15 protein-coding genes and 1 riboswitch are annotated in these 23,818 nt (G+C 68.5%); of the genes, 5 read left to right on the top strand and 10 right to left on the bottom strand.

Features of this window, described 5'->3' with window-relative positions:
- Positions 1–67: 67 nt before the first annotated feature.
- Both RVX_RS13190 and ribB read left to right on the top strand, forming a co-directional pair.
- Complete coding sequence (locus tag RVX_RS13190) at positions 68–1,534, top strand: sigma-54-dependent transcriptional regulator (protein WP_116308196.1); 1,467 nt, start codon at positions 68–70, stop codon at positions 1,532–1,534.
- 613 nt (positions 1,535–2,147) lie between these two features.
- Positions 2,148–2,308, top strand: a riboswitch (FMN riboswitch).
- A gap of 229 nt (positions 2,309–2,537) precedes the next feature.
- Positions 2,538–3,296 carry a 3,4-dihydroxy-2-butanone-4-phosphate synthase gene (gene ribB, locus RVX_RS13185; protein WP_230404848.1) on the top strand — a complete coding sequence of 253 codons (759 nt, stop codon included), beginning with the start codon at positions 2,538–2,540 and terminating at the stop codon, positions 3,294–3,296.
- Positions 3,297–3,605: 309 nt separating this feature from the next.
- Here the strand turns inward: ribB and RVX_RS13180 are convergent, their stop codons facing one another.
- Positions 3,606–5,105 (bottom strand): YihY/virulence factor BrkB family protein, encoded by a 1,500-nt coding sequence (locus tag RVX_RS13180; RefSeq protein ID WP_116308197.1) that lies wholly within the window; start codon positions 5,103–5,105, stop codon positions 3,606–3,608.
- A gap of 254 nt (positions 5,106–5,359) precedes the next feature.
- Between RVX_RS13180 and RVX_RS13175 the strand changes: the two genes are divergently transcribed.
- Both RVX_RS13175 and RVX_RS13170 read left to right on the top strand, forming a co-directional pair.
- Positions 5,360–6,586 (top strand): lytic murein transglycosylase, encoded by a 1,227-nt coding sequence (locus tag RVX_RS13175; RefSeq protein WP_268914483.1) that lies wholly within the window; start codon positions 5,360–5,362, stop codon positions 6,584–6,586.
- A gap of 199 nt (positions 6,587–6,785) precedes the next feature.
- The gene (locus RVX_RS13170) at positions 6,786–10,955 is read left to right on the top strand and encodes a PAS domain S-box protein (RefSeq protein WP_116308198.1); all 4,170 of its coding nucleotides are present in this window, start codon (positions 6,786–6,788) and stop codon (positions 10,953–10,955) included.
- A gap of 31 nt (positions 10,956–10,986) precedes the next feature.
- On the opposite strand, the gene RVX_RS13165 is transcribed toward RVX_RS13170, so the two are convergent.
- The 9 genes from RVX_RS13165 to rfbC all read right to left on the bottom strand — a co-directional run bounded on the left by RVX_RS13165 (position 10,987) and on the right by rfbC (position 21,560).
- Positions 10,987–12,075, bottom strand: a complete 1,089-nt coding sequence (locus tag RVX_RS13165; protein WP_116308199.1) for an amino acid ABC transporter permease — start codon at positions 12,073–12,075, stop codon at positions 10,987–10,989.
- Positions 12,076–12,246: 171 nt separating this feature from the next.
- Complete coding sequence (locus tag RVX_RS13160) at positions 12,247–13,122, bottom strand: transporter substrate-binding domain-containing protein (protein ID WP_116308200.1); 876 nt, start codon at positions 13,120–13,122, stop codon at positions 12,247–12,249.
- A gap of 112 nt (positions 13,123–13,234) precedes the next feature.
- Positions 13,235–14,002, bottom strand: coding sequence for an amino acid ABC transporter permease (locus RVX_RS13155; protein ID WP_371682120.1), 768 nt, complete (start codon positions 14,000–14,002; stop codon positions 13,235–13,237).
- A gap of 500 nt (positions 14,003–14,502) precedes the next feature.
- Positions 14,503–15,756 (bottom strand): menaquinone reductase integral membrane subunit QrcD, encoded by a 1,254-nt coding sequence (gene qrcD / locus RVX_RS13150; RefSeq protein ID WP_116308202.1) that lies wholly within the window; start codon positions 15,754–15,756, stop codon positions 14,503–14,505.
- 9 nt (positions 15,757–15,765) lie between these two features.
- Complete coding sequence (gene qrcC / locus RVX_RS13145; RefSeq protein ID WP_116308203.1) at positions 15,766–16,533, bottom strand: menaquinone reductase iron-sulfur cluster-binding subunit QrcC; 768 nt, start codon at positions 16,531–16,533, stop codon at positions 15,766–15,768.
- Positions 16,534–16,545: 12 nt separating this feature from the next.
- A complete protein-coding gene (gene qrcB / locus RVX_RS13140) occupies positions 16,546–18,621 on the bottom strand; it encodes a menaquinone reductase molybdopterin-binding-like subunit QrcB (RefSeq protein ID WP_116308204.1) in 2,076 nt (691 codons plus the stop codon).
- A 12-nt stretch (positions 18,622–18,633) separates the two neighbouring features.
- Entirely contained in the window at positions 18,634–19,269 is a 636-nt protein-coding gene (gene qrcA / locus RVX_RS13135; RefSeq protein ID WP_007526729.1) for a menaquinone reductase multiheme cytochrome c subunit QrcA, read from the bottom strand.
- Between the two features lie 165 nt (positions 19,270–19,434).
- On the bottom strand, positions 19,435–20,985 hold the full coding sequence (locus tag RVX_RS13130) for a mannose-1-phosphate guanylyltransferase/mannose-6-phosphate isomerase (protein WP_116308205.1): 1,551 nt from the start codon (positions 20,983–20,985) through the stop codon (positions 19,435–19,437).
- A complete protein-coding gene (rfbC, locus tag RVX_RS13125; protein WP_116308206.1) occupies positions 20,982–21,560 on the bottom strand; it encodes a dTDP-4-dehydrorhamnose 3,5-epimerase in 579 nt (192 codons plus the stop codon). Before rfbC ends, RVX_RS13130 begins: the two co-directional genes overlap by 4 nt.
- Positions 21,561–21,981: 421 nt before the next feature.
- On the opposite strand from rfbC, the gene RVX_RS13120 reads away from it, so the two are divergent.
- The gene (locus RVX_RS13120; protein WP_116308207.1) at positions 21,982–23,637 is read left to right on the top strand and encodes an ATP-binding protein; all 1,656 of its coding nucleotides are present in this window, start codon (positions 21,982–21,984) and stop codon (positions 23,635–23,637) included.
- Positions 23,638–23,818: the final 181 nt, after the last annotated feature.

Raw genomic sequence — 23,818 nt, 5'->3', positions numbered from 1 at the left:
GGCGCGCCCTGACGCACGCGCCGGTGCACAGCATGGTGCAGACCAATGCGCCAAAAGGACATCCCGCATGCGCATACTCATCGTCGACGACAACCTGCCAAGCCTCCAGAGCCTCAGCCTCGTCCTGCACGACCTGGGCCACGAGCCCACGCCCTTCGAAGACCCGCTGGCCGCGCTGGCCGAGGCCCGCACCACCTGGTTTCCGCTGATCATCACCGACATCCGCATGCCCGGCATGGACGGGTTGACGCTGCTCTCGCACCTCAAGGAGGACCCCTCCACCGCCGAGGCGGACGTGGTGCTCATCACCGGGCACGGCGACATGGAAACCGCCGTGGAGGCGCTGCGGCGCGGGGCCTACGACTACCTGAACAAGCCCATCAACGCCCGCGAACTGGCGGCGGTGGTGGAGCGCTGCGCAGAGCACCAGGCCCTGATCATGGAAAACCGCGAGTTGCGCGAGCATCTCGACGAGGCCGTGGAGGAGCGGGCCGACGCGTTGCGGCGCGAGCTGGAATCGGCTCGCACCCGGCTGCGCCAGGTGGCGGGCATCGGCGAGATCGTGGCGGCCTCGCCCACCATGTCCGCGCTGCTGGACGAAACGCGGGTGTTCCACGCCGAGCCTTCCGTGCCCGTGCTCATCGAGGGCGAAACGGGCACCGGCAAGGAAGTGGTGGCCCGGCTCATTCATTACGGCGAATCGGGCAACGACGCTCCGTTCATCGCCCTGAACTGCGCGGCCATCCCCCATGAACTGTTCGAGTCGGAACTGTTCGGGCACGAGCCGGGGGCCTACACCGGCAGCCGCGCCGGGGGCGCGCCCGGCAAGCTGGAACTGGCGGCCGGAGGCACCCTGTTCCTGGACGAAGTGGCGGAAATGCCCCTGTCGTTGCAGCCCAAGCTGCTGCGGGTGCTGGAGGATCGCGGCTTCTACCGCCTGGGCGGGGTGAAGCGGCGCGAATTTCGGGCGCGGGTGGTCTGCGCGGGCAACCGCGACCTTTCGGCCATGGTGGAGGCCGGGCAGTTCCGGCGCGACCTGTACCACCGGCTGCGGGTGGGGCATTTGCGCATTCCTCCCCTGCGCGAACGGCCGGAGGACATCCCCGTGCTGGCCGGGCTGTTCCTGCAGCGTGAGGCGGTGCGCAAGAAGAAGCGCTTCACCGCGCTCTCGCCCGACGCCCTGCGCCTGCTGGGCCGCCACCCGTGGACCGGCAACGTGCGCGAACTGGAAAACGCCGTGGAGCGCGCCGTGCTGCTGCACGACGGTCCCGCGCTCACCGCGCGCCACCTGGGCTTTCTGGACGAGGACGCAAGCGGAGAGTCGGCCTTGGCCACCCGGCGCAGCGAAGGCCAGCCCGGCGCGTGGCGGCTGGACCCCGACAACCTGACCCTGCCCGACGCCCCCTTCGACGTGGAGGCGCTGGTGGACGCGCTGGTGCGCAAGGCCGTGGAACGGTTCGGCGGCAACAAGAGCCGCGCGGCGGCCCATCTGGGCATTTCGCGTTTCGCCCTGCACAGGCGGCTGGCCAAGTAGCGGAAGGGTGTTCGCCTGTCCGGTGCTCCCTACCTTTTGCATGGGTGCATTCCGTATATGTGCGGGAACGCCCTACCGTGCGAAATCGCGCGTGCGATTGCGCACGGTAGGGCCGCGCGCCGGATGGTGGCGGGGGCCAGGATTCTTTTTCTTTCATGCAATACACTGTTTTTGAAGAGTATTTTTTGCTGCTAGTGGCCGTTCACATCCTGGCACGCGGCTTGCTAAAATAAAAGACGACTGCGGGACACAAGCCGTATCGGCGGTCCCCCCCCCCCGACCCCCGCAGTCAGACACAGGCTCTGATGTGCCGGACCCGACGGATATCCCCCCCCCCATCCGTCCGAGGTTCCGGGGTGTTACTTCAGATCCCCCCTTTCGGAAGCCTTCTGCATGGACACCCCCCCGTCCCGCAGGAGGCTTTCGACTTTTGCGGAGCGGGCGCGCGGCTCGGGATATTCCCAGGTTCGCGCGCCCGTCCGTGTTTCGTCCCTGTTCCTCACGCCCACCCGTGGCGCATGCGGCCAGCGCGCGCGGTTTCCCCACGGCCCCTCCGCCGTGCCCGGCCCGGATTGCCCCTTGCCTGCCGCGCTCGCCGGATGTAGCATCCGGCCCGTATCCTCAGGGCGGGGTGAAAGTCCCCACCGGCGGTATTCCCGCGCGGCCATGCCGCGCCGGAGAGCCCGCGAGCGCCTGCTCCGTCGTGGAGCGGGGTCAGCAGACCCGGTGAGATGCCGGGGCCGACGGTAACAGTCCGGATGAAAGAGGAAGCGGCGCAACGCCAGCCAACCCCGTGGGCCTTCCGCGTGCGGTTTTGGCGTGGCGATTCGCGTGACGGCATGGCCGCCCGTGCGGCGTGCCGGACCACGTGCCTTTCGGCTGGCGCGGCTGCGACGCGCGCACCGAAGGCCCGTGAACCGGCGCGTTGCGCGCCAGCGGGGCATGCCGTTCCGCCGCGTTTCCACACGCCCTGATTCTGGACCTCCAGCCAAGGAGATGCGCCATGAATCAGCCGTCCCCCTCTCCCCGTCAGGCCGGGACCACCGGCCTCCCCGTCACGCCCGTGCCGCTGGCCGGGCCTGCCCCGCAGCCGCGCCAGGCCCCTCTGGCTACGGTCGAGCAGGCCCTGGAAGCACTGCGCGCGGGGCGCGGCATTCTTGTCGTGGATGACGAGGACCGCGAGAACGAAGGCGACATGATCTTCGCCGCCGAAACCCTGACCGAGGCCCAGATGGCCCTGCTGATCCGCGAGGGCAGCGGCATCGTCTGCCTGTGCCTTACGGACGGCCACGCCGACGCGCTGGACCTGCCGCCCATGGTGGCGTGCAACACCAGCCGCACCGGCACGGCCTTCACGGTGACCATCGAGGCGGCGGAGGGCGTCACCACCGGCGTCTCCGCCGCCGACAGGGTGACCACGGTGCGCGCCGCCGTGGCCTCCGGCGCGCGCCCGGAACACCTGCGCCGCCCCGGCCACGTCTTTCCGCTGCGCGCCCGCCCCGGCGGCGTGCTGGAGCGGCGCGGCCACACCGAGGCCACCGTGGACCTGATGCGCCTGGCCGGGTTCGCCCCCTGCGGCGTGTTGTGCGAACTGACCAACCCCGACGGCACCATGGCCCGCCTGCCGGAAATCCTGGCCTTCGCGGAGGAACGGGACATGCCCGTGCTCACCGTGCAGGCGCTGGCGGAGTGGCGCGCCGCCCATGATGCGGGCGGCGGAAATGGCCGTCCCCGCAATTCCGGGGAGGTGGGCATGGCGTAATCCCGCGCCGCGCCCTGCCAGCGGGCCACGGACCCCGGCGACTGCGACGCCGGGTCCGGCGCAAACGCTGCATGCGGCCTAGGGACCACTCCGCCGGGATTGCACCTACGGGCGACTGCGACGCCCGTGGGACGCACCGGCGGCCAGCCCCGGCCACGAAAGGCGACAGCAACGGAGCGACAAACGGCGCGGCGGGAAGCATCCCGCCGCGCCGTCAGCATTTTCCGCAAGGTCCGTTCCCGCGCCTTGCCCGTGTCGCCTCGCCCGGCGCGCCCGCGCGCCGGGGGGCGCGTTTCCGTACCCGCCGCGTTATTCCCTGTCGCCGCCGGTCAGACCGCGCGGCAACGGGGGCAGCCCATCGGCATCGAACCCGGCCTGGGGCAGGGCGGGGCCGTCCCCGTCGCCGCCATCGCCCGCATCATCCCCAGGCTTCTCGTCCCCCGCGTCGGCCGGGGCCGCGTCGAACCAGTCGGGCAGGGCCGTGTCGTGGTAGGCGCGCAGGGTCAGGTTGGCCGGGCTGGCGGCCATGTCCCCGGCCAGCCGGGCCATGGTGTCGTTGATGAATTCGAAGGCCGTGGCCACCCGCTCCTCGCCCTCGCCGCGTGTGCGCCCGGCCAGTGCCAGCAGCACGTCGGCGATGCGCAGGCTGTCGGGCGGCGCGCCCAGCACCCAGGCCGGGGAATCCTCGCACACCCGCACCACCATGGCCTCGCGGGCCAGGCGGTCCAGCACGTCGTCCAGCACGTGGTCCGGGGCGTCCAGCAGGGCGGCCATGCGGTGGCCGGGCACCGCGCCCGTGCCGCGCACGAAGGCGCGGGTGAGCAGCAGCATGGCCAGCACGGCCAGCCGGTCGCGCTCGAGGCGGCTCACCCGTCCGGCCCGCAGGTGCTTTTCGAAGGTGGGCGCGTTCTGCACCGCGTGGCATACCTCGACGCCGAACAGCACCACCGCCCACGAGACGTACAGCCACATCAGGAACAGCGGCACCTGGGCGAAACTGCCGTAAATCAGCCCGTATCCGGCGAAGCGGGCCTGCCAGAGCATGTAGGCCGATTCCGCGCCCTGCCAGGCCAGCGCCGCCAGCAGCGCCCCGGCCATGGCCGCGCGCGGCCGCACTTTGGTGTTGGGAATGTACGAGTACAGGAACAGCAGCACCACGAAGACCATGAACAGCGGCAGCAGCCTGAGCAGCAGCAGGTACGCCTCGCCCACAGGGGCCACCTCCAGCAGCCGCCCCATCACGTCGGCGCGCCGCAGGGAGGCCCCCAGGGTGACCGCCGCGCCCATCAGCAGCGGGCAGACCAGCATTACCGAGAAGAAATCGGTGAACTTGCGCCACGGGCTGCGGCCCCGCCGCACCTTCCAGATGGCGTTGAACGAGCGCTCGATGTTGGCCATCAGCATGCCCGCCGTCACCAGCAGGAAGGCCGCGCTTACCGCCCCCATGCGGCCCGCGCTGGTGCGTTCCACGTATTCGACGATGCGCGTCACCGTGTCCTGGTTGCCCGCGGCAAGCCGCAGCAGGAACATCTGGGTGACCTCGGCGTTCTGTACGCCTAGGCCCTTGGTGATGGAAAAGATCACGGCCAGGAAGGGCACCATGGACAGCACGAAGGTCATGGTCAGGGCCGAGGCGCGCAGCAGGCACTGGTCGTCCACGAAGCCCAGCGCCGCCAGAAAGGCGCGCCGCACCATCCAGATCACGCCGCGCCGGGCGGGCGGCCCGGTTTCCGCGCGCTCCTGCCACACGTCGCTGGTCACGTAGCGGCGCACGCGCCGGGCGCGGTCGCGCAGGGTGTGTCCGTGCATCCGGCCTCCTGTGGGTTGCGGGCAGGGCGCGGGACCGGCGGCCGGGGGAGGACCGGCGACGCCAGGGATTTCCCGCCCCGTTTGGACCAGACAGGACCAGACAGGGCCGAAAGGGGGTAGACCGGCGCGGGTCGCTGGAGCCCCTTGCCATGAGCCGGGACTGTTCGTACCATGGTCCCATGCAAGCGTATCAGACCGGGCCCGATGCAGGCAATCGCGCGCCGCGCGAGCAGTGCGCGCTCCACGCGCCCCACTTGACGGACACGACGGACAGTGCGTCCACCACCGGGGGGCGCCGTCTTCGCGCGGCATGGCGCGCGCTGGCTTCCGCCACGCTGTGCGCCCTGCTGCTGACGGGCTGCAGCGGCACCCGTCAGGCGTCCGCCCCCACCCCTTCCGAAAGCGCCGCCACACCCCCGGCCCCCGGCGAGGTGCGCGTGGAATCAGCCGCCCCCGCCACCGGCGCCCCCCACCCCCCCGGCAGGCCCGCCGCCTGCTGGAGCCCGCTGCTGGGGCGGCTGGCATCGGACGGCGTGTCCGGCGGCAGGGTGGATGCCCTGTTCGCCCAACTGGGCGACGAGGTTTCGCCAGACCCCATGGGCCGCAAGGTCAAGGAACTGTACACCACCAAGTTCCTGCGGCCCGTGCCGCAATCCACCCCGCCCGGCCAGAAGCCCAAGCCCGCGCGCCCGCCCATGTACCCCGGCGTGGTCACCGACGAGAACGCGGCCAAGTGCCGCGCCTTTCTGGCCGAGAACGCCCGCTGGTTCTCGCTGGCGGAATCGCGCTTCAGCGTGCCGCGCGAGGTGGCCGTGTCGCTGCTGTTCGTGGAAACGCGCCTGGGCACGGCCCTTGGCAAGGGCAACGCCTTCCGCAACCTGGCATCCATGGCGGCGGCCGACAGGCCGGACATGGTGCCCGGCTACATCGCCGCGCTGCCCGGCGCGGACGCCAACCTGGACTGGATTTCGCTGCGCATGCGCCAGAAGTCGGACTGGGCCTACGAGGAACTGAAGGCCCTCATCCGCCATGCCGACGCGCTGGGCCAGGACCCGCTGACCATGCCCGGCTCCATCTACGGGGCCGTGGGCATCTGCCAGTTCATGCCCACCAACATCCCGGCCTACGGGGTGGACGGCGACGGCGACGGCAAGGTGGACCTGTATTCGGTGGGCGACGCGGTGTTCAGCCTGTCCAACTATCTCGACAGGCACGGCTGGCAGCCCGGCATGCGCCGCGACGCGCGCTACAACGTGCTGAAGCGCTACAACAACAGCGCGGCCTACGCCAACACCATCCTGGCCCTGGCGGACAAGGTGGCGGGAAGGCCTTCGCAGGCCGCCCCCGCCAAGCCTCAGTCGAGTTCCGCCAAGCCGCAGTCGGGCTCCGTAAAGACGCAGGCGGCCTCGGTAAAGAAGCCTGCGGCCTCCGCGAAGTCCACCGCCGGAGCGGGCGCGGGCACGGCGTCGGCCGCCCGGTAGCCGCCGCCAGCCTGCGGTTTCCGCACCGTTCGCACGCCGTGTTTGCCACGGTATTCCCTCCTGCCGTCCCCTGGCCACCCGCTGCCGCCCGTGCGGCCATGCACGGTCTGCGGGCAGGCATGGCCAGACCGGCAGAGTAATAATTGTGAGCCGATTTTTCGGGGGCTAGCTTCGGGCATTGTCGCCTGAAGGAGGCCCGATGTCCGCCACGCCATCCGCCGCTCCGCCTGTTCCCGGTCCCCCCTCCGAGCCCGGCATCACGCCGCCATTCGGCAAGGCCCCTCCCGTGTCACGGTACGGCCTGCTGGCGGCCCTGGCCATTCCGCTTGCGGCCCTCGCCCTGCAGTGGACGCTGTGGTCCTACATCAGGCCCTATGTGTGGTTTCTGTTCTACCCGGCGGTATTCTTCAGTTCGTGGGCGGGGGGCATGGCCGGGGGCATCATGGCCACCGTGCTTTCGGCGGTGCTCGTGGTGTTCTTCTTCATCCCGCCGGTCATGTCCTTGACGGTGACGGAGCCCATGAGCCTGGTTGCCGTGGTCATGTTTCTGGGCATGGGGGTTCTGTTCAGCCTGTTCCAGCAGCGCCTGCGCGAATCCACCCACCGGGCCGCCAAGGCCCTGGAGGCGCAACGCGCCGCGCATGCCCACCTGCGCGAGGCCAACACCAGCCTTGTGGAAGCCAATGCCGAGTTGGCGGCCCTGTACGAGAAGACGCGCGAACTCGACGCGCTGAAAACCCGCTTCTTCGCCAACATCAGCCATGAATTGCGCACGCCGCTCACACTGTTGCTGGACCCGCTGGAACGCCTGCTGGGCGAAACGCCCGAGGACGACGACCGCCAGCGCCTGTTCGGCGCCATGATGCGCAACGCCCGGCTGCTGCACCGCCACGTGGACGACCTGCTCGACCTGTCGCGCGTCGATGCCGGTTCCATGCTGATGCGCTACGCCGAGGTCGATCTCGCGGCCCTGGCGCGCTCCACGTGCGCCTACTTTGAAACCATGGCCGCGCAGCGGGGCATGCGGTACGCGGTGCAGGTGCCGCTGCGTCTGCCCGCGCAGGTGGACCCGGACAAGTTCCGCCGCATCCTGCTCAACCTGCTGGCCAACGCCTTCAAGTTCACGCCGGACGGCGGCAGCGTGGCCGTATCGCTCGAACGGGCCGACGGCCAGGCGATGCTTGCGGTGAGCGACGATGGGCCGGGGGTTCCGGAAAGCCTGCGCAGCGCCGTCTTCGAGAGGTTCCAGCAGAGCGGGGAAGGTGAACGGGGGCTGCATGGCGGGACGGGGCTTGGCCTCGCCATCGTCAAGGAATTTTCAGAACTGCACGGCGGGCAGGCAAGCGTGGGGCAGGGCGCGGAAGGGGGGGCGCTGTTCCGGGTGCAACTGCCGCTCGCCGCCCCGCCGGGAGCCGAGGTGGCAGCCGCGGATTCGCCGGGGGTTTCCGCGGTCCTGCATGCCTCCGTGGCGGGGTGGACCAGCGTGGCGCTGGCCGGGTCGGATGACCCGCCTGCCAGGCGCGGCGGCGCATTGGTTCTGGTGGTGGAGGACAACCATGACATGATCGACCACATCGCGGGCATCCTGCGGCCGCAGCATGACGTGGCCAAGGCCTATGACGGCGAGGAGGGGCTGCGCAAGGCGCTGGACCTGCGGCCCGACCTCATCGTGTGCGACGTGATGATGCCCCGCGTGGACGGCAGGCGCATGGTGGAACAGATGCGCCGTTACCCCGGCATGGCCGACGTGCCGGTGTTGATGCTGACCGCCAAGGCCGATGACGAACTGCGCGCGCACCTGCTGCGCGGGGTGGTGCAGGGCTTCATCCAGAAGCCCTTCACGGCGGGGGAACTGCTGGCCAACGTGCAGGGACAACTCAAGGAGCGGGCCCGCCACAAGGCCGAACTGGACGAGATCGAGGCGCGGTTTCGCGCCACCTTCGAGCAGGCGGCCGTGGGCATCGCCATGGTGGCCCCGGATGGGCGTTGGCTGCGCGTCAACGGCAAGCTGTGCGCCATAGTGGGCTACAGCGCGGAGGAACTGCTTGCCCTGCGCTTTCAGGACATCACCCACCCCGAGCACCTCGACACCGATCTTGCGCAGACACGCCGGGTGCTGGATGGCGAGACGGATACGTACACCCTGGAGAAGCGGTACCTGCGCAAGGGCGGCGAGCCGGTGTGGATCAACCTGACCGTGGCGCTGGTGCGCAAGCCGGACGGCACGCCCGACTACTTCATCTCGGTGGTCCAGGACATTCAGGACCGCAAGACCTCGGAGCGCCGGTTGGCGGAAAGCGAAGCGCGCTTCCGGCTGGTGGTGGAGAACGCGCCCGAGGCCATATTCCTGCAGAAGGAGGGCCGGTTCGCCTACGCCAATCCGGCCGCCTTGGCCCTGTTCGGGGTGGACGACCCCAAGGGGATCATGGGGCGGGGCGTGCTGGATTTCATCCATCCCGACGACCGCGACAGGGTGGTCGAGCGCATCCGCCTGCTGAACGAGGAGCGGCGCACGGTGGCGCAGGGGCACGTACGCATCCGGCGCAGGGACGGCGTCATCGTGGACGCCGAGACATCCGCCGTCCCCTTCCGCATGGGGACGCAGGACGGAGCGCTGGTCTTCGTGCGCGACATCGGCGAACGGCTGCGGGCGGAACGCGAGATCCGCGACCTGGCCCGCTTTCCGGGCGAGAACCCGCACCCCGTCATGCGCGTGGATCCGAACCTGGCGCTGCTGCACGCCAACAAATCCAGCAGCGCCTTTCTCGACTGCTTCGGGGCCGAGGTGGGGCGCCCCTTTCCCGCACGGTTCGCGGAATTCGTTGCCGAGGCGCTGCGCACCTGGGCCATGCAGACTTTCGAGGTCGAATGCAGCGGGCGCGTTTACGCCATGACCGTGACCCCCATCGCCGACGGCGGCTACGTCAACATCTACGGCATGGACATTACCGAGCGGAAGCGCGCCGAGCGCGAACTGATCCAGGCGCGCGAGGCGGCGGAAACCGCCACCAGGGCCAAAAGCGCCTTCCTCGCCAACATGAGCCACGAACTGCGCACCCCCATGAACGGGGTGCTCGGCATGCTGCAACTGCTGGACGCCACCCCCCTGGACCACGAGCAGCGCGGGTACGTGCAGGTGGCCCACGCGGCGGGCAGCAACCTGACGCGCCTGCTGGGCGATCTGCTGGACCTGGCCAAGGTGGAATCGGGCAGGCTGGCCATCCGCGAGGAACCGTTCGATTTCACGGCCCTGGCGCGCGAAGTGCTGGCCGTGCTGCGGCCAGAGGCCGACCGCAAGGGCATCCTGCTGGAGGCGGCGCTGGAAGGGGTGCCGCCGAGCCTGATGGGCGACCCGCTGCGCATCCGCCAGATGTTGCTGAACGTGGTGGGCAACTCCGTGAAATTTACCGACGTGGGGCGGGTGCTGCTCACGGCGCGGCATGAAACGGGGGCGGCACGGCCCGCGCCAGGCCCAGGCGGTAAGGACGGTAAGGACGGCGACGGCGGCGGTCCGGCCGACAATCCCGGCGCCGGTACCAGTTCCGGCATGCCCGGAATGCTGGTCATCGAGGTGCGGGATACCGGCATAGGCATTCCAGAATCCATGCTGGCCACCATCTTCGAGCCGTTCACCCAGGTGGAGGACGCCGCGTCGCGCAGGCACGGCGGGGCGGGCCTGGGCCTGTCCATCGTGCGGCGCATCATGGCCCTGATGGGCGGCGAGGTGTCCATGACCAGCGTGGAGGGGCAGGGCACCACCCTTGTGTTGCGCCTGCCCGCCGCCGTGACGGATGGGGCTCCCCTGGCCGGAGCGGCCGAAAACGGATTGGGCGGGGCGTCCGTTTCCGGCGGACGCCTGCTGCTGGCCGAGGACGATCACGTGAACCGTCTGACGGTGACTTGGCTGCTGGAAAAGATGGGCTACCAGGCGCTGGCCGTGGGCGACGGCGCGGCGGCGCTGGAGGCGTTGCGGTCGGAGCGGTTTGACGCGGTGCTGATGGACGTGCAGATGCCGGTCATGGACGGCATGCAGGCCACGGCGGCCATCCGTGCCGCCACGGATCTCCCTGGCGGTCCGCATGTGCCGGTCATAGCCCTGACCGCCTATGCCATGGACGGCGACCGCGAGCGGCTGTTGGCGGCAGGCATGGACGACTACGTGGAGAAGCCGGTGGATGCGGCCGTGTTGCGTCGGGTGCTGGCCCGGTTCGTTGACGGTGACGGGGCGGCCGCCGGGGGGCGCGCGCCGGACGTGCCGGATGCGGCTGCGCCTCGCGCCGGGGCGGACACCGGAGCGGAAGAGGGCGGGGAAGCGGGTGCGGAAGAAGGGGAAATTCCGGCCACCGGGGTAAGCAAGGTGATGGCGTAGCCTGCGGGGAAGGGGGGCGGGCGGCCCGAGGCTACATGGTCCGGCGCAGTCGGCGCTCCACGTGCCGCGCAGCCAGAGAGCAGACAACGGTCAGCATCAGATACAGGGCCGCCACCGTGAGCCAGATCTCGAAGGTCAGGTAGGTGGCGGCCATCAGTTCCATGCCCTGGAAGGTCAGCTCGCGGATGGAGATTACCGACAGGATGGCGGAATCCTTGATGGTGGAGATGAACTGCCCGGCCAGCGGCGGAATGATCAACCGGAAGGCCTGCGGCAGGATGACGTGGCGCAGTTGCTGGCGGCGGGTAAGGCCCGTGGATGCGGACGCCTCCCACTGGCCGCGTCCCACGCCTTCCAGTCCGGCGCGCACGATTTCGGTGATGTAGGCCCCCTCGTACAGCCCCAGGATGACCACCCCGGAAAGGAACACCGGCAACTGGTCGGGTGGGGCCAGCAGCACGGCCGAGGCCCTGGCCAGCCAGGCCAGGGCGGTGGGGGGCAGCAGCGCGGCCGCGTCCTCCATCAGGGGGGCCAGCGGGGCGGCCAGCGCGCCCAACTGGGAACTCACGAAGAAGTGGAAGATGAACACCAGCACCAGCGGGGGCAGGTTGCGCACCCCTTCCACATAGGTGCGCGCCACCATGCGCCGGAACAGACGCGGGCTGGCCCGCAACAGGCCCATGCCCGTGCCGATGGCCAGCGCCAGCAGCGTGGACCACAGGCCCAGGCGCAGCGTCACCAGCAGTCCCTGCGCCAGCATGCCGGGCACCCAGCCTGCCTGCGCCCCCTGCTCCGTGTCGTGGCGGAGCAGGTATTGCCCCACCAGATTCCAGTTCCAGTGGTAGTCCAACTGTCCGGTCCCCCGCCAGGCCAGCCATGCCCCGGCGGCCAGCAGCAGCGCCAGCAGGGCCATGTCCACCCGCAGCGCGGCGGCGGGCGACAGGAAGTCCTCCACGGCCGGGGGGGCGGCGTCGGTGCCTGACGCACCGGACGCACCGGACGCACCTGATCCGCCGGACGCGCCGGACGCGCGGGACCGTCGCGCGCCGTCGCCGTCTCGCGGGGGAAAGGCCGGTACATTGTGTTCCGGCGGCAGGGCGGGAAACGGCCTGGGGACCATGCAACTCCTGACTGCGGCTGGCGGCTGCCGGGCGAGGCCCGCGCCTCGGCCGACCGGGACGTCATCGGCGGATCGGGTGGTGGCGCGCCGCGCCGGACCCCCATGGGAGCCCGGCGTGACGCGAACGGTGACCGGGGCGGCCGCGTCTGGCTGCGCGCCGCCGCGTGGCGGCTACTTCAGCCGCGTTTCCCACTCATTGGTCTCGAACCAGTAATGCTTGCGTTCCTTCAGCCAGCCCTCGGCCTCCACCAGGCGGATCCAATTGTCGAACACGTTCAGGGTGTCCACGTCGCCCTTGCGCACGGCAAAGCCCACCGGTTCGCTGGTGAACGTGCCGGGCATGGGCAGGAACAGCTTGTCGGGGTTCTTCAGCACCTCGAAGGCGGGCAGGGGCGCGCTGGAGACCATGGCGTGGGCGCGGCCAGCCAGGACTTCCTGGATGGCCGGGGCCTCGTCGTCGAACAGGCGCAGGGTGGCCTTTGGCAGGCGTTTCTTCACCGCGGCGGCGGCGGTGCTGCCGGTGCGCGCGGTAATTGTCACTTCGGGCTTGTCGAAGTCCTCCAGGGTGGCGAAGCCCTTGGCCGTTGCGCGGTTGGCCATCAGGGCCATGCCCGCGTGGTCGTAGGGCACGGTGAAATTCACCTTCAGGTTGCGGTCTGGCTTCACGCTCATGCCGCCGATGATCACGTCGAACTTGCCGGTGAGCAGGGCGGGGATGATGCCCGACCACTTGGTGGGCACGAATTCCACCTTCACGCCCAGATCCTCGGCCAGGCGGGTGGCCACGTCAACCTCGAAGCCGATGAACTTGCCGGTCTTGTCCTGCATGGCCCACGGCACGAAGGTGGAAAAGCCCACGCGCAGCACGCCGCGCTCGAGCACGTCGGCGATGGCGCTTTCCTCGGACAGTTTCTGACGCACGGATGCGTCGGCGGCCCAGGCATGGGCGTGCGTCGCCAGCAAAGCCGCCAGAAGCAGAAGGGCCGTCAGCACGGGCCGCAGGACGGCCGGGGCGTGGAGCCGGGTGGGGGAAGTGGACGTATGCATGGTGTGCCTCCGTTGTGTGGCCGCCGTCTGGTCGCCCAAGAGCCGTGCGACAAGGCGGCGGCCTGGCCGCATCCGGCCGGGCCCGGTCCGTGCGGGCGTTGCTCCGGACGCGTCAGAATTCGTAGCGCAGACGCCTTTCCAGCAACTGCGCCAGGGCCGAAAGGGCCAGCGTGAGGGCAAGGTACATGCCCGCCACGAGGAACCATACCTCGAACACCAGAAACGTGTCGGCGGCCACCGCCTGGGCCTGCATGGCCAGGTCGTGCAGGGCGATGGTGCTGACGAGGGACGAATCCTTGACCAGCGAGACCAGTTGCCCGGTCAGGGGGGGCAGGGCGGTGCGGGCCGCCTGGGGCAACACCACCTCCATATAGGTTCCGGGAACGTCCATGCCAAGGCTGCGCGCGGCCTCCCACTGCCCGGTGGGCACGGAAAGTATGCCCGCCCGCAGGATCTCGGCGATGTACGCCCCCTCGAACAGCGAAAGGGACAGCACTCCGGCCGTGTAGCGGCCCATGCCCAGCATGGGCGCGAACACGAAATAGACCACGAACAACTGGATGAGCAGCGGGGTGTTGCGCACCGTTTCAACGTAGCCCACGGCCAGCGCCCGGCCCACGCGCGAGCCGGACTGGCGCAGCAGCGCCGCCAGCAGCCCCGCCAGCAGCGCCAGCGCAAGGCTGGCCGCCACAATCCGCAACGTCACCCCAAGGCCCTCCAGCAGCGGCCCGGCGCGGAATGCGCCGTCGGCCGAGATGGTGAACAGGTGCCGCCACAGCCGGTTCCATTGCCAGACATAGCCCGAGGCGGCGGTGCCGCGCAGGGTAATCCAGGCCAGCGCCCCCATGACGCAGCAGTACTGCGCCACGTCACGGGCCACGGCCCACCGGGCGGAGCCGGAACGGGCCGGTGGCGTTTCGGCGGGAGCATGGCCGGGTGATTGGCCGGACGCCGACCCAGGTGTCGATCCAGACGCCGACCAGGACGCCGGACTGGACGCCAGTGCAGAAGGCGGCTGCGTGCCGGAGCAAGAAGGGGTCGCGCCGCCCCCGCCGTGTCGGGAATTTTCCATTCTGGGGCGCAGCATACGCCGCAACACGCCCCCTGCCAAGGTGGGCGGTGCATCCGGGACGGCGGCGGGCATGAAAAAGGGGGGACAGGTTGCCCTGTCCCCCCCCCCCCGACGCATCGCCGAACAGTCTTTCCGTGTGGCCGTTGCGGCGCTGCGGAGGAGCCGCCGCTTGATTGCCGCCGTGCGCGCCGGAGCGGGCGTGCCTTTGCAGGCCCTGCTTTCCGGGCCTGCCGTCATGAAAAAGGGCGGGACAGGTTGCCCTGTCCCGCCCTGCAAGGCGATGGCATCACGGCCTTGCGGCCGCAAGACTACTTGTTCAGCTTCACTTCCTGCGGGAACACCGGCAGGTAGCGGTACGACAGGCTGAGGACCAGGGCCGCGTAGGCCATGATCATGGCGCTGGCGCCCCATTCCGCCCAGTTGGGGGCGTAGGTTTCCCAGCTGTCGAAGGGCATGACCGGCGCGGCCAGGGCCTGTACGGTCATGACGTAGCGGTTGATGGTCACGCCGATGCAGTCCAGGATCGCCGCCGTGTAGAACAGCGCGCGGTTGTTGCGCGTGGACGGAACGATCAGGATGATGGCGGGCAGCACGCCGCAGGCGAACAGTTCCGCCCACAGCAGCCACTTGCCGTAGATCCAGCCGTAGAAGACCTGGTCGAAGGTCAGGCCGGAGCGGGGCAGGATGTCGTTGGCCCACGCCCAGGTGTCCGCCAGCTTGAAGACCATGTACACGCTCAGCATGGTGCCGGCGATCTTGCCCATCAGGCTCTTGATCTCCCAGCTTACCAACTGCTTGCCGGTCATCTTTTCCATGATGGTGCACACGAGCACGGTGAACACCGGCCCGGAGCCCACGGCGGAGAGGACGTACAGGAAGAACGTCCAGGGCCAGATGAAGAAGCCGTCACGCGCGATGTACGGGCGGGCGAAGAGCACGCCATACATGCCGCCCAGCGACCCCTGGTGGAACGTGGACAGGAAGGCGCCGATACCCGCGAAGAGGGGCATCATCAGGTGGAAGTTGTGGGCGATGGCGTGCACCAGCTTGTTGCGGTTCAGCTGCTTCTGCTCGAGGATCAGCGGGACGTACTCGATGATCAGCACGAGGAGGTAGCAGGTGATGCAGAAGATCACTTCCGTCAGCATGGAGTGCACGTTGGCGTGCCAGTAGCCGAACCAGGCGCGCAGCGGCTGGCCCACGTCGAGCACCAGGACGAGCATGGCGCCCGAGTAGCACAGAAAGCCCACGATGACCGTGAGGTTGATGATGTTCTTCAGCGGGTCGATGTTCAGGATGTAGCGCAAGAGGCCCGTGAAGAACGCGCCCGCGCCCAGCGCGATGACCGCGAGGTCGAAGGTGATCCACAGGCCGAACCCGAAGTAGTCGTCCAGCCCGGTAACGCCCAGGCCCTCGGCCAGCACCCGGTAGGCGGCGTACAGGCCCCACCCGAACACGGCCATGACGGCCGCGATCCAGACCAGGAACTTGGACAGCGAGCAGCGCGTGCAGCCTTCGGGGAACAGCGCGGCGTCGATGGGAAGGTCGTAGTTCTTATCCATGGCCGCCCCCTACCCTTTGACCTTTTCGTTTTCGAGATAGTTGTCGCCAAGGCGTCGCACCCACTCGCGACGGCTCAGGTAGTACACCTGCGGCTCGGTGCCCAGGCGCTCCAGCAGCCGGAAGGCGTACTTGCTCTTCACGAGGTCGTGCACCTTGTGCGCGGGGTTGTTCACGTCGCCGAACACGATGGCCCCGTTGGGGCAGGCCTCGGTGCACGAGGTCACGTAGTCGCCGTCGTTGAGCGCGTTGGGGTCACGGCCTTCCACGCGGGCCTTGTCCTTGGCCTGCATGAAGCGGTGGTGGCAGAACGAGCACTTTTCCACCACGCCGCGCGGACGCACCGACACGTCGGGGGTGAGGGTCTTGTCCATGCCTTCGGGCCAGGTCGGGTCGAACCAGTTGAAGTACCGGGCATGGTAGGGACACGAGGCCATGCAGTACCGGCACCCGATGCACCGGGGGTAGATCTGGCTGACGATGCCGCCTTCCTCGTTCTTGTCGGTGGCGATGACGGGGCACACCGATACGCACGAGGGCTTGCCGCACTGCATGCAGGGGCGGGGCAGGTAGGCCACTTCATGCTCGGGGAAGGGCTTGCCGTTGTTCAGTTCGTATACGATCAGCCAGTTCAGCGACTTCAGCTTGTTGCTGGCGTCCGGCTGGGGGGCGATGTTGTTCTCGGCCTGGCAGGCGACCATGCACGCGCCGCAACCCGTACATTTGTCCAGGTCGATGGCCATTCCCCACTTGATCTTGAATTCCTTGAATGAGGACATGACGTACGTTCCTTATGCTTTGGCGATGTTTACGCCGGCGCTGTTCCAGACCGAAAGGCCCGTGCCGGGTTCCGCACCAGCTGCGAGCAGGCGCATGACGTTTTCGCCCTTGCCCTTGCTGAACTCGTCGAAGGCGGTGTGCCCATGCCCGGCGGGCACGGCCACGGTGTCGTTGATGACGCCTTCGAACAGGTTCACCCGCGCCATGAACTTGCCGGCGGGGTTCGAGAGCTCGATGCGGTCGTGCATCCGCAGGCCCAGCTTGGCGGCCGTGACCCCGTTCATCATCACGTAGAGTTCCGCGCCCTGGATTTCCCAGCGGCGGACGGTCTTGGTGTTGAAGGGCGGGGTGGCGGTCTTGCTGGTGCCCACGTTCAGCTTGGCGACCGGGGCGAGGGCGACGGGGAAGGCCGGGGCCTTCACGTCGATGGCCTTGGAAAGTACGTCGGCGCGCAGGGCGATGCCGTTGACCGGCAACACTGCGCCGCTTACGTGCGCGTTGGTGGCCGAAGGCTCGGTGAAGCTCGCGCCGCGGGCTTCGGCCTTGGCCTTCAGGGCGTCGGCGAAGGCGGCGACGCCAAGGTCGGCGCCCAGCTTCTTCGCCACGCCGATGACCACGTCGCCGGCCGGGCGGGCGTCCACCAGGGGAGCCAGCGCGGGCACGGCAAGCGCGTACACCACCTGGCCGGAGCCGTAGGGGGTGTCCACGTCGTCGAAGCGTTCAAGGCCCATGGGCACCGGCAACACGAGGTCGCAGGCCATGGCCGTTTCGTCCAGGAAGCTGGTGAAGGCCACCTTGAAGGGCACCTTGGCCAGCGTGGCCTTCATGGCGTCGGCCTGGGGCAGCGCGTAGACGGGGTTGGCTTCGTAGAAGACAATCGCCTGCGGGGCCGCGGCCTTGCCGGAGGCCACCTTGCCGAGCCAGCCCACCAGGTCGTTCTGCAGCAGGGCCTTGCGGTCCATGGCGGCAGGAACCACCTTGCGGGCGTAGGGCAGGGCGCGGATGCCGCCTTCGCGGTTCATGGAGCCGAGCAGAGCGTTCAGCGCAAGGCCCGCCAGCACGGGGGCAGCGCCGCCGCCCTGACCGAACTCGGACCCGGCGATGACCAGCGGCCGCTTGGCCTTGGTCAGTTCCTGGGCCACGGCGGCAAGACGCTTGGCGTCCACGCCGGTCTGCGCCGCCACCTGTTCGGGGGTGAACTTCGCGGCCAGGGCCTTGAAGTCGGCGAAGTCGGCGGCGGGGCTGGATGCGCCCGCCTTGATCAGCAGGTTGGCAAGGCCGAGGGCCAGCACCGTTTCGGTGCCGGGACGGATGGGCAGCCACACGTCCGCGCCGGCGGCGGTGTTGTTCTGCACCGGGCCCGCGTAGGCGAAGCGCACCGAAGGCGTTTCGCCATGGGGTCGGCCCGCCTTGAAGGCGCGGCGGTTGCGGATGACCGTGCCCCAGGTTTCGAGCACGTTGGCGCCAATGGCCAGCACGTAGTCGCTCTTCTCGATGTCGTAGCCCACCTGGCCTTCGCCGCCCATCAGTTCCCACGCCTTGGCGGCGGGCTGGGCCTCGCCGGGCATCAGGAAGCAGGACTTCGAACCCATCTCGGCGGCCAGCGCCGTGAACAGTTCGTTGATGGTGCCGGTTTCGTCGCCGGAGACGACGGCAAGCTTGTCGCCGCCCTTGGCCTTCTTCAGGCCCTCCACCAGCATGGTTTCGGCCTCTTCCCAGGTGATGCCCACGTACGCGCCGTCGGCGGTACGCTTCAGGGGGCGCTTCATGCGGGAGGGGCTGTAGAGCAGTTGCACTTCCGCCGCGGCGATGGACGAAAGGCCGCCGCCGAGGGGATGATCGTTGTTGGTCAGCACGCGCACCGGGCGGCCGTCCACCAGCCGCACCCGCACGCCCACACCGGACGGACACAGCTTGCTGACGGTGGGCACGTAGGAGTTGGCGCCGTCGATGTTACGCGGAATCCACGACCAGTTCTGCGTCCAGATGGATACGTCGTCCAGGCTTTTCCAGACGACGGGGGTGGCGAGAATGCCCGCGGTGGCGCCGCCGATGAACTTCAGGAAACCTCTTCTGTCCAGAGCCATAGCACCACCCCTTTACTTGTGGCAGACGAAGCAGGCATTGCTGGAGCTCGTCACGCCGTAGTGGTTCTCATTGGCGTGACAGCGTTCGCATTGCCACATCTTCATGGTTTGCTTGCTGTAACCGGTCAGCTTGTTTTCAAAGTGGGTCGGAGCGCTGTCGGAATTGGCCACGTCGGGGTGGCACTGCGCGCAGAGTTCCGATTCCTTGAATTCATGACACTGGTTGCAGCCGTCAAGGGAATGGGCGGCATGGCTGAAGAAGACGTTGTCGGGCTGGATCTGGTAGACCAGCCACTTAACTTCCTTGCCGGTTTTCACGTACTCGTTGACGAAGCGGGCTTCCTCGGGGTCGGAACCCATGACGTCGGAATGGCAGTCGGCACAGCTGGCGGTGGAGGGCAGACCCGCGAAGGTCCCGTCCTCACGCAGCACGTGACACTGCTTGCATTCCATGCCCGCGCCTTCCATGTGCACCTTATGGCTGAAGCGTATCGGTTGTTCCTTCTTGCTGTAGATCATGTCCGGGAACACCCACCAGCCGAAGATGAGCGACACGACCAGGCCGACGAGGAACGGTGTGATGCCGCCGCCGCAGCATTTGCCGCCGTCCGTCCCGCAGCCTGAACTGTTTAACTGCCTGTCCTCCATACCCTTCGCCTCATTAGCTGATTTGAGAGATGAATAACGAATGCCCACACTTGCCACGACAACCTTACTAGGCGACAGTTTGAAAGCCTGTCAAGGTGAAATATTTCACGAATCCGCTTCCATTTCGCGCAACTAGGTGAAATTCCACAGCGCCTGAACGGCCGCTCAGCCCTCCTTGCGGCGTCCGTACACGTCGTCAAAGCGGACGATGTCGTCTTCGCCCAAATACGGACCGCTTTGTATTTCGATGAGTTCGAGAGGAATGCGTCCCGGATTGGTTAACCGATGAAGGGTGGCTTTGGGGATGTCCACCCACTCATTTTCCGTCAAAGTGCGTTCCTCGTTGCCAACCTGCACAAGCGCGGCCCCTTTTGCCACCACCCAGTGCTCGCTGCGGTGATGGTGCATCTGCAATGAGAGGCGCGCGCCGGGGTTCACCTCTATGCGCTTCACCTTGCGGCCGGGGCCTTCGTCGAGCACCGTGTAGTTGCCCCACGGGCGGCGCACGGTAAGGTGCACGTCCACGAGGGGGCTCTTTTCGGCCTTCAGGCGCTCCACCACGTCCTTCACCCGCTGCACCTGGTCCTTGGCGCAGATGAGGGTGGCGTCGCGGGTCTGCACGGCGATGACCCCGGAAAGCCCGATGGCCACCAGCTTGCCCCCGCGCGAAAGCAGCAGGCAGTCGTCGCAGTCCATGGCCAGGGTATCGCCCTGCACCACGCAGCCGCGCTCGTCCTTGGCCCCCAGGCGGTACAGCGCCTCCCAGCTGCCCAGGTCGTCCCAGCCGAAGTCGGCTTCCACCACGGCAATGCGGTCCACGTGCTCCATGATGCCGTAGTCTATGGATATGGACGGCAGGGTGGAGTAGCCGTGCGCAAGCGGTATGGCCGGGGCCAGGGGGGTGTCCTCCCTGGTCGCCCACCACGCGGCCAGCGCGGGCTGAAAGCGCTGCACGGCGGCCAGCAGCACGCCGCCGTTGAACACGAACATGCCGCTGTTCCAGAAATGCATGCCCTGGCGCAGAAAGCCGCGCGCGGTTTCCAGGTCGGGCTTTTCCACAAAGCCGTCCACGGCGAAGGCCGCGCCTTTCGCGGCGGCATCGGGGGCCGCCAGAGGGGCTCCCCGGCGGATGTAGCCGTAGCCCGTCTCGGGCGTGGTGGGCGGCACCCCGAAGGTGACGGACCAGCCCTCGGCGGCCAGCCCGGCCCCGCGCGTGACCGCGGCGCGCCAGCGGCCCTCGTCGTGCAGCAGGTGGTCGGACGGGAACACCGCCAGCAGGGGGGCGTCGTCGGCATGCGCGCCGTTGGGGGCGTCGCTTCCGGCTGCGTCCGCGTGGCGCAGGGCCGCGTCCAGCCCCAGCAGGATGGCGGGCAGGGTGTTGCGGCCCACGGGTTCGGCCAGCACCTGCGAATCGAGCCGTTCGTCCAGCGCGCGCGCCTGCGCCCGCACCTCGAACACGTGCTCCTCGTTGGTGACGATATGCACCCGCTCTGGCGGGAACAGCGACAGCACGCGGCGCACCGTCTGTTGCAGCAGCGAAAGGTCGCCGTTCAGGGCCAGCAGCTGCTTGGGAAACAGCGCGCGCGAAAGGGGCCACAGCCGGGTGCCGGAGCCGCCTGCCAGAATGACGGCGTGGCAGCGGCCAATGGCTGCGGCTGCGGCATCCGCCGGGGAATGGGCGACGGTGGCGGTGAGGTTGGCGGGGGATATGGTCATGCGGGCCTTGCCTCTGGGGCGGGCTCGAAGGTGAAGGGCGAAGCGAGGTCGCGCAGCCGGGGCAGGCGGCGGTCCTTGTCCGAAAGAATGGGCGCGATGCCGGGCCAGGGTATGGCCAGGTCCGGGTCGTCCCAGGCGATGCCCGCCTCCATCTCGGGGGCGTAGTACGCATCGACCTTGTACTGGAATTCGGTGCCGGGTTCGAGGGTCATGTACCCGTGGGCGAAGCCGCGCGGCACGAACAGCCGCACGAAGTTGCGCTCGCTCAGTTCGCACCCGTACCACTTGCCGTAGGTGGGCGACCCCGCCCGCAGGTCCACGGCCACGTCGTAGACGGAGCCGCGCGTGGCCCACACCAGCTTGGCCTGTGCGGCGGGCGGCACCTGGTAGTGCAGGCCGCGCAGCACGCCGGGCTGTTCCGACCGTGCGTGGTTGTCCTGCACGAACCCGGCGTCAACGCCAAGGCGCTCGAACAGTTCGCGGCGGTAGGTTTCGAGAAAGAAGCCGCGTTCGTCGCGGAACACGCGCGGTTCAAGGCGAAGAAGGCCGGGAATGCCGGTTTCGATGATCTGCACGAACCCTCCGGTGCCGATATGCTGTGGAATCCCCCAAGCGCTTACCCAATCGCGCGGGTTTTTTGAAGCCCAAAGGCGCACCCGCACTGCGGCGGGTTTGGAGGGGATGGGGCCCACGTCGTGCCGGGGCGGCGTCCACAATGATGACGGGCCGATGACGGCCGGGCGACAGGCGGGGGACAGGCGGGCGGTGTCCAGACGGCGGACCGGCGATGCCCGCCTTGCGCCGCAGGGGGATGCGGCCGCCGCAGCGCCGCGCGGCGCGTTACGGGCGCGGATTGGCAAAACCGTTGCTCATGTCCGTTGAAATGGGGTACAGGAGCGCAATTGTGGTGCGGTACATGTTTCGGGGCTTTTACTTTCCGGGTTGACCATGAGCGAGCAAGAGACGGCGTGGAAAGCGCTCGTACAGGGGATGGGGATGGTGTTCGATGATGCCGGAGCATCGCGCGAGGCGGCGCTGGAGGCGGAAATCGCAAGGCTGCGGGCCGAGCGCGACGAGGCGCTTGCGGCCGAACGCACGCTGCGCGACATCCTGACCTCGATCCCCGACCTGCTGACCGTGCACGACCGCGCGGAGCAGGTGGTGTTCAGCAACTGGCAGGGCGACAACGTGCGCTGGGAGACCCAGGGCGGCGAGCAGCACGGCAGAAGCTGCTTCGGCTGCTACTTCCGGGGCGAGAAGAACTGCGATGCCTGCCAGATAGCCGAGGTGTTCGACACCGGCCGCCAGAAGGTCATCGAACTGTACAACCCGGACCTGCGCACCTTCCGGTCCATCACCGTGTTTCCGGTGCGCAACGCGGCCGGGCAGGTGGCCATGGTGGCGGAATACGTGCGCGACGTGACCGAAACCCGCCGCATGGAACGCGAACTGCGCGTGGCCAAGGAGGCCGCCGAGGCGGCGGACAAGGCCAAGAGCGAATTTCTGGCCTCCATGAGCCACGAGATACGCACCCCCATGAACGGGGTGCTCGGCATGCTCGACCTTGCGCTGGACACCCCGCTGGACGAGGAGCAGCGCGAATACCTTGAGGCGGCGCAGAATTCCGCCGAATCGCTGCTGGCGCTCATCAACGACATTCTCGACTTCTCCAAGATAGAGGCGGGCATGGTTGAACTGGACAGCCAGGTGTTCCGCCTGCGCAAGCGCCTGTCCACCCTGCACACCATGTTCGTGCACCGGGCCGAGGAAAAGGGCCTGGGCTTCGCCTTCCTTGTGCCGGAAGACGTGCCCGACGGGCTGGTGGGCGACCCCATGCGGCTGCGCCAGGTGCTGGTGAACCTGCTGGACAACGCGCTGAAGTTTACCGAGGCGGGCCGCGTATCCCTTGCCGTGCGCGCCGTGGATGCCACGCCCGAATCGGTGATGCTGGAATTTTCCGTTACCGATTCCGGCCCCGGCATTCTGGACAAACACCGCGAACACATCTTCGAGCGGTTCGTGCAGGCCGATGGTTCGCTGTCGCGCCGCCACAAGGGCACCGGCCTTGGGCTGGCCATCTGCAAGCGGCTGTCGCTGCTCATGGGCGGGGACATCCGCGTGGAAAGCGCGCCGGGGCAGGGCAGCACCTTCCTCTTCACCGCCCGCTTCGAAACGGCGCGGCTGGAAGGCGAGGAAGCCGCCCGCACGCCGGTGCAGACGCCGGAGCCGCAGTGCCGGGCGCGCATCCTGGTGGCGGAAGACCACCCCATGAACCTGATGTTCATCGAAAAATTCCTGTTGAAGCAGGGCTACGAGGTGCAGTCCGTGACGGACGGCAGCGAGGTGGTGCCCGCGCTGCGCAGGCAGGAATTCGACCTTGTGCTGATGGACATCGCCATGCCGGTGATGGACGGCATGGAGGCCACGCGCATGGTGCGCAAGGCGCAGGGCATGGCCAGCAGCAGCAGCGTGCCCATCATCGCCATGACCGCCCACGCCATGAAGGGCGACCGCGAACAGTTTCTGGAAGCGGGCATGGACGACTACATCGGCAAGCCCATCAATTCCGACAACCTGCGCAGCCTGCTGCTGAAGCACATCCAGAAGTGCCGCCGGGGCGGGGCGACTGGCGCGGGCACCGGGGCCGGGTAGCGGCTGACGCGAGGATGGATAGCGGATGACGCGGGGCGGGTAACGGGCAGACGGCAGGGCGCTGGGGCGTGCCCCGCGACCGGGATGGCAGGGCCGGGCGACGGGGGCGGATGCCAGGGCCGCAAGGCCGCCGAGAGGATGCCACGCCGGACGGACATTTTCATGCCGCAGGCATGTGCGG

It is taken from the genome of Nitratidesulfovibrio sp. HK-II (genome assembly GCF_003402415.2).
In the GTDB taxonomy this organism is placed as follows: domain Bacteria; phylum Desulfobacterota; class Desulfovibrionia; order Desulfovibrionales; family Desulfovibrionaceae; genus Cupidesulfovibrio.
This window is presented reverse-complemented; position numbering and strand designations above follow the sequence as displayed.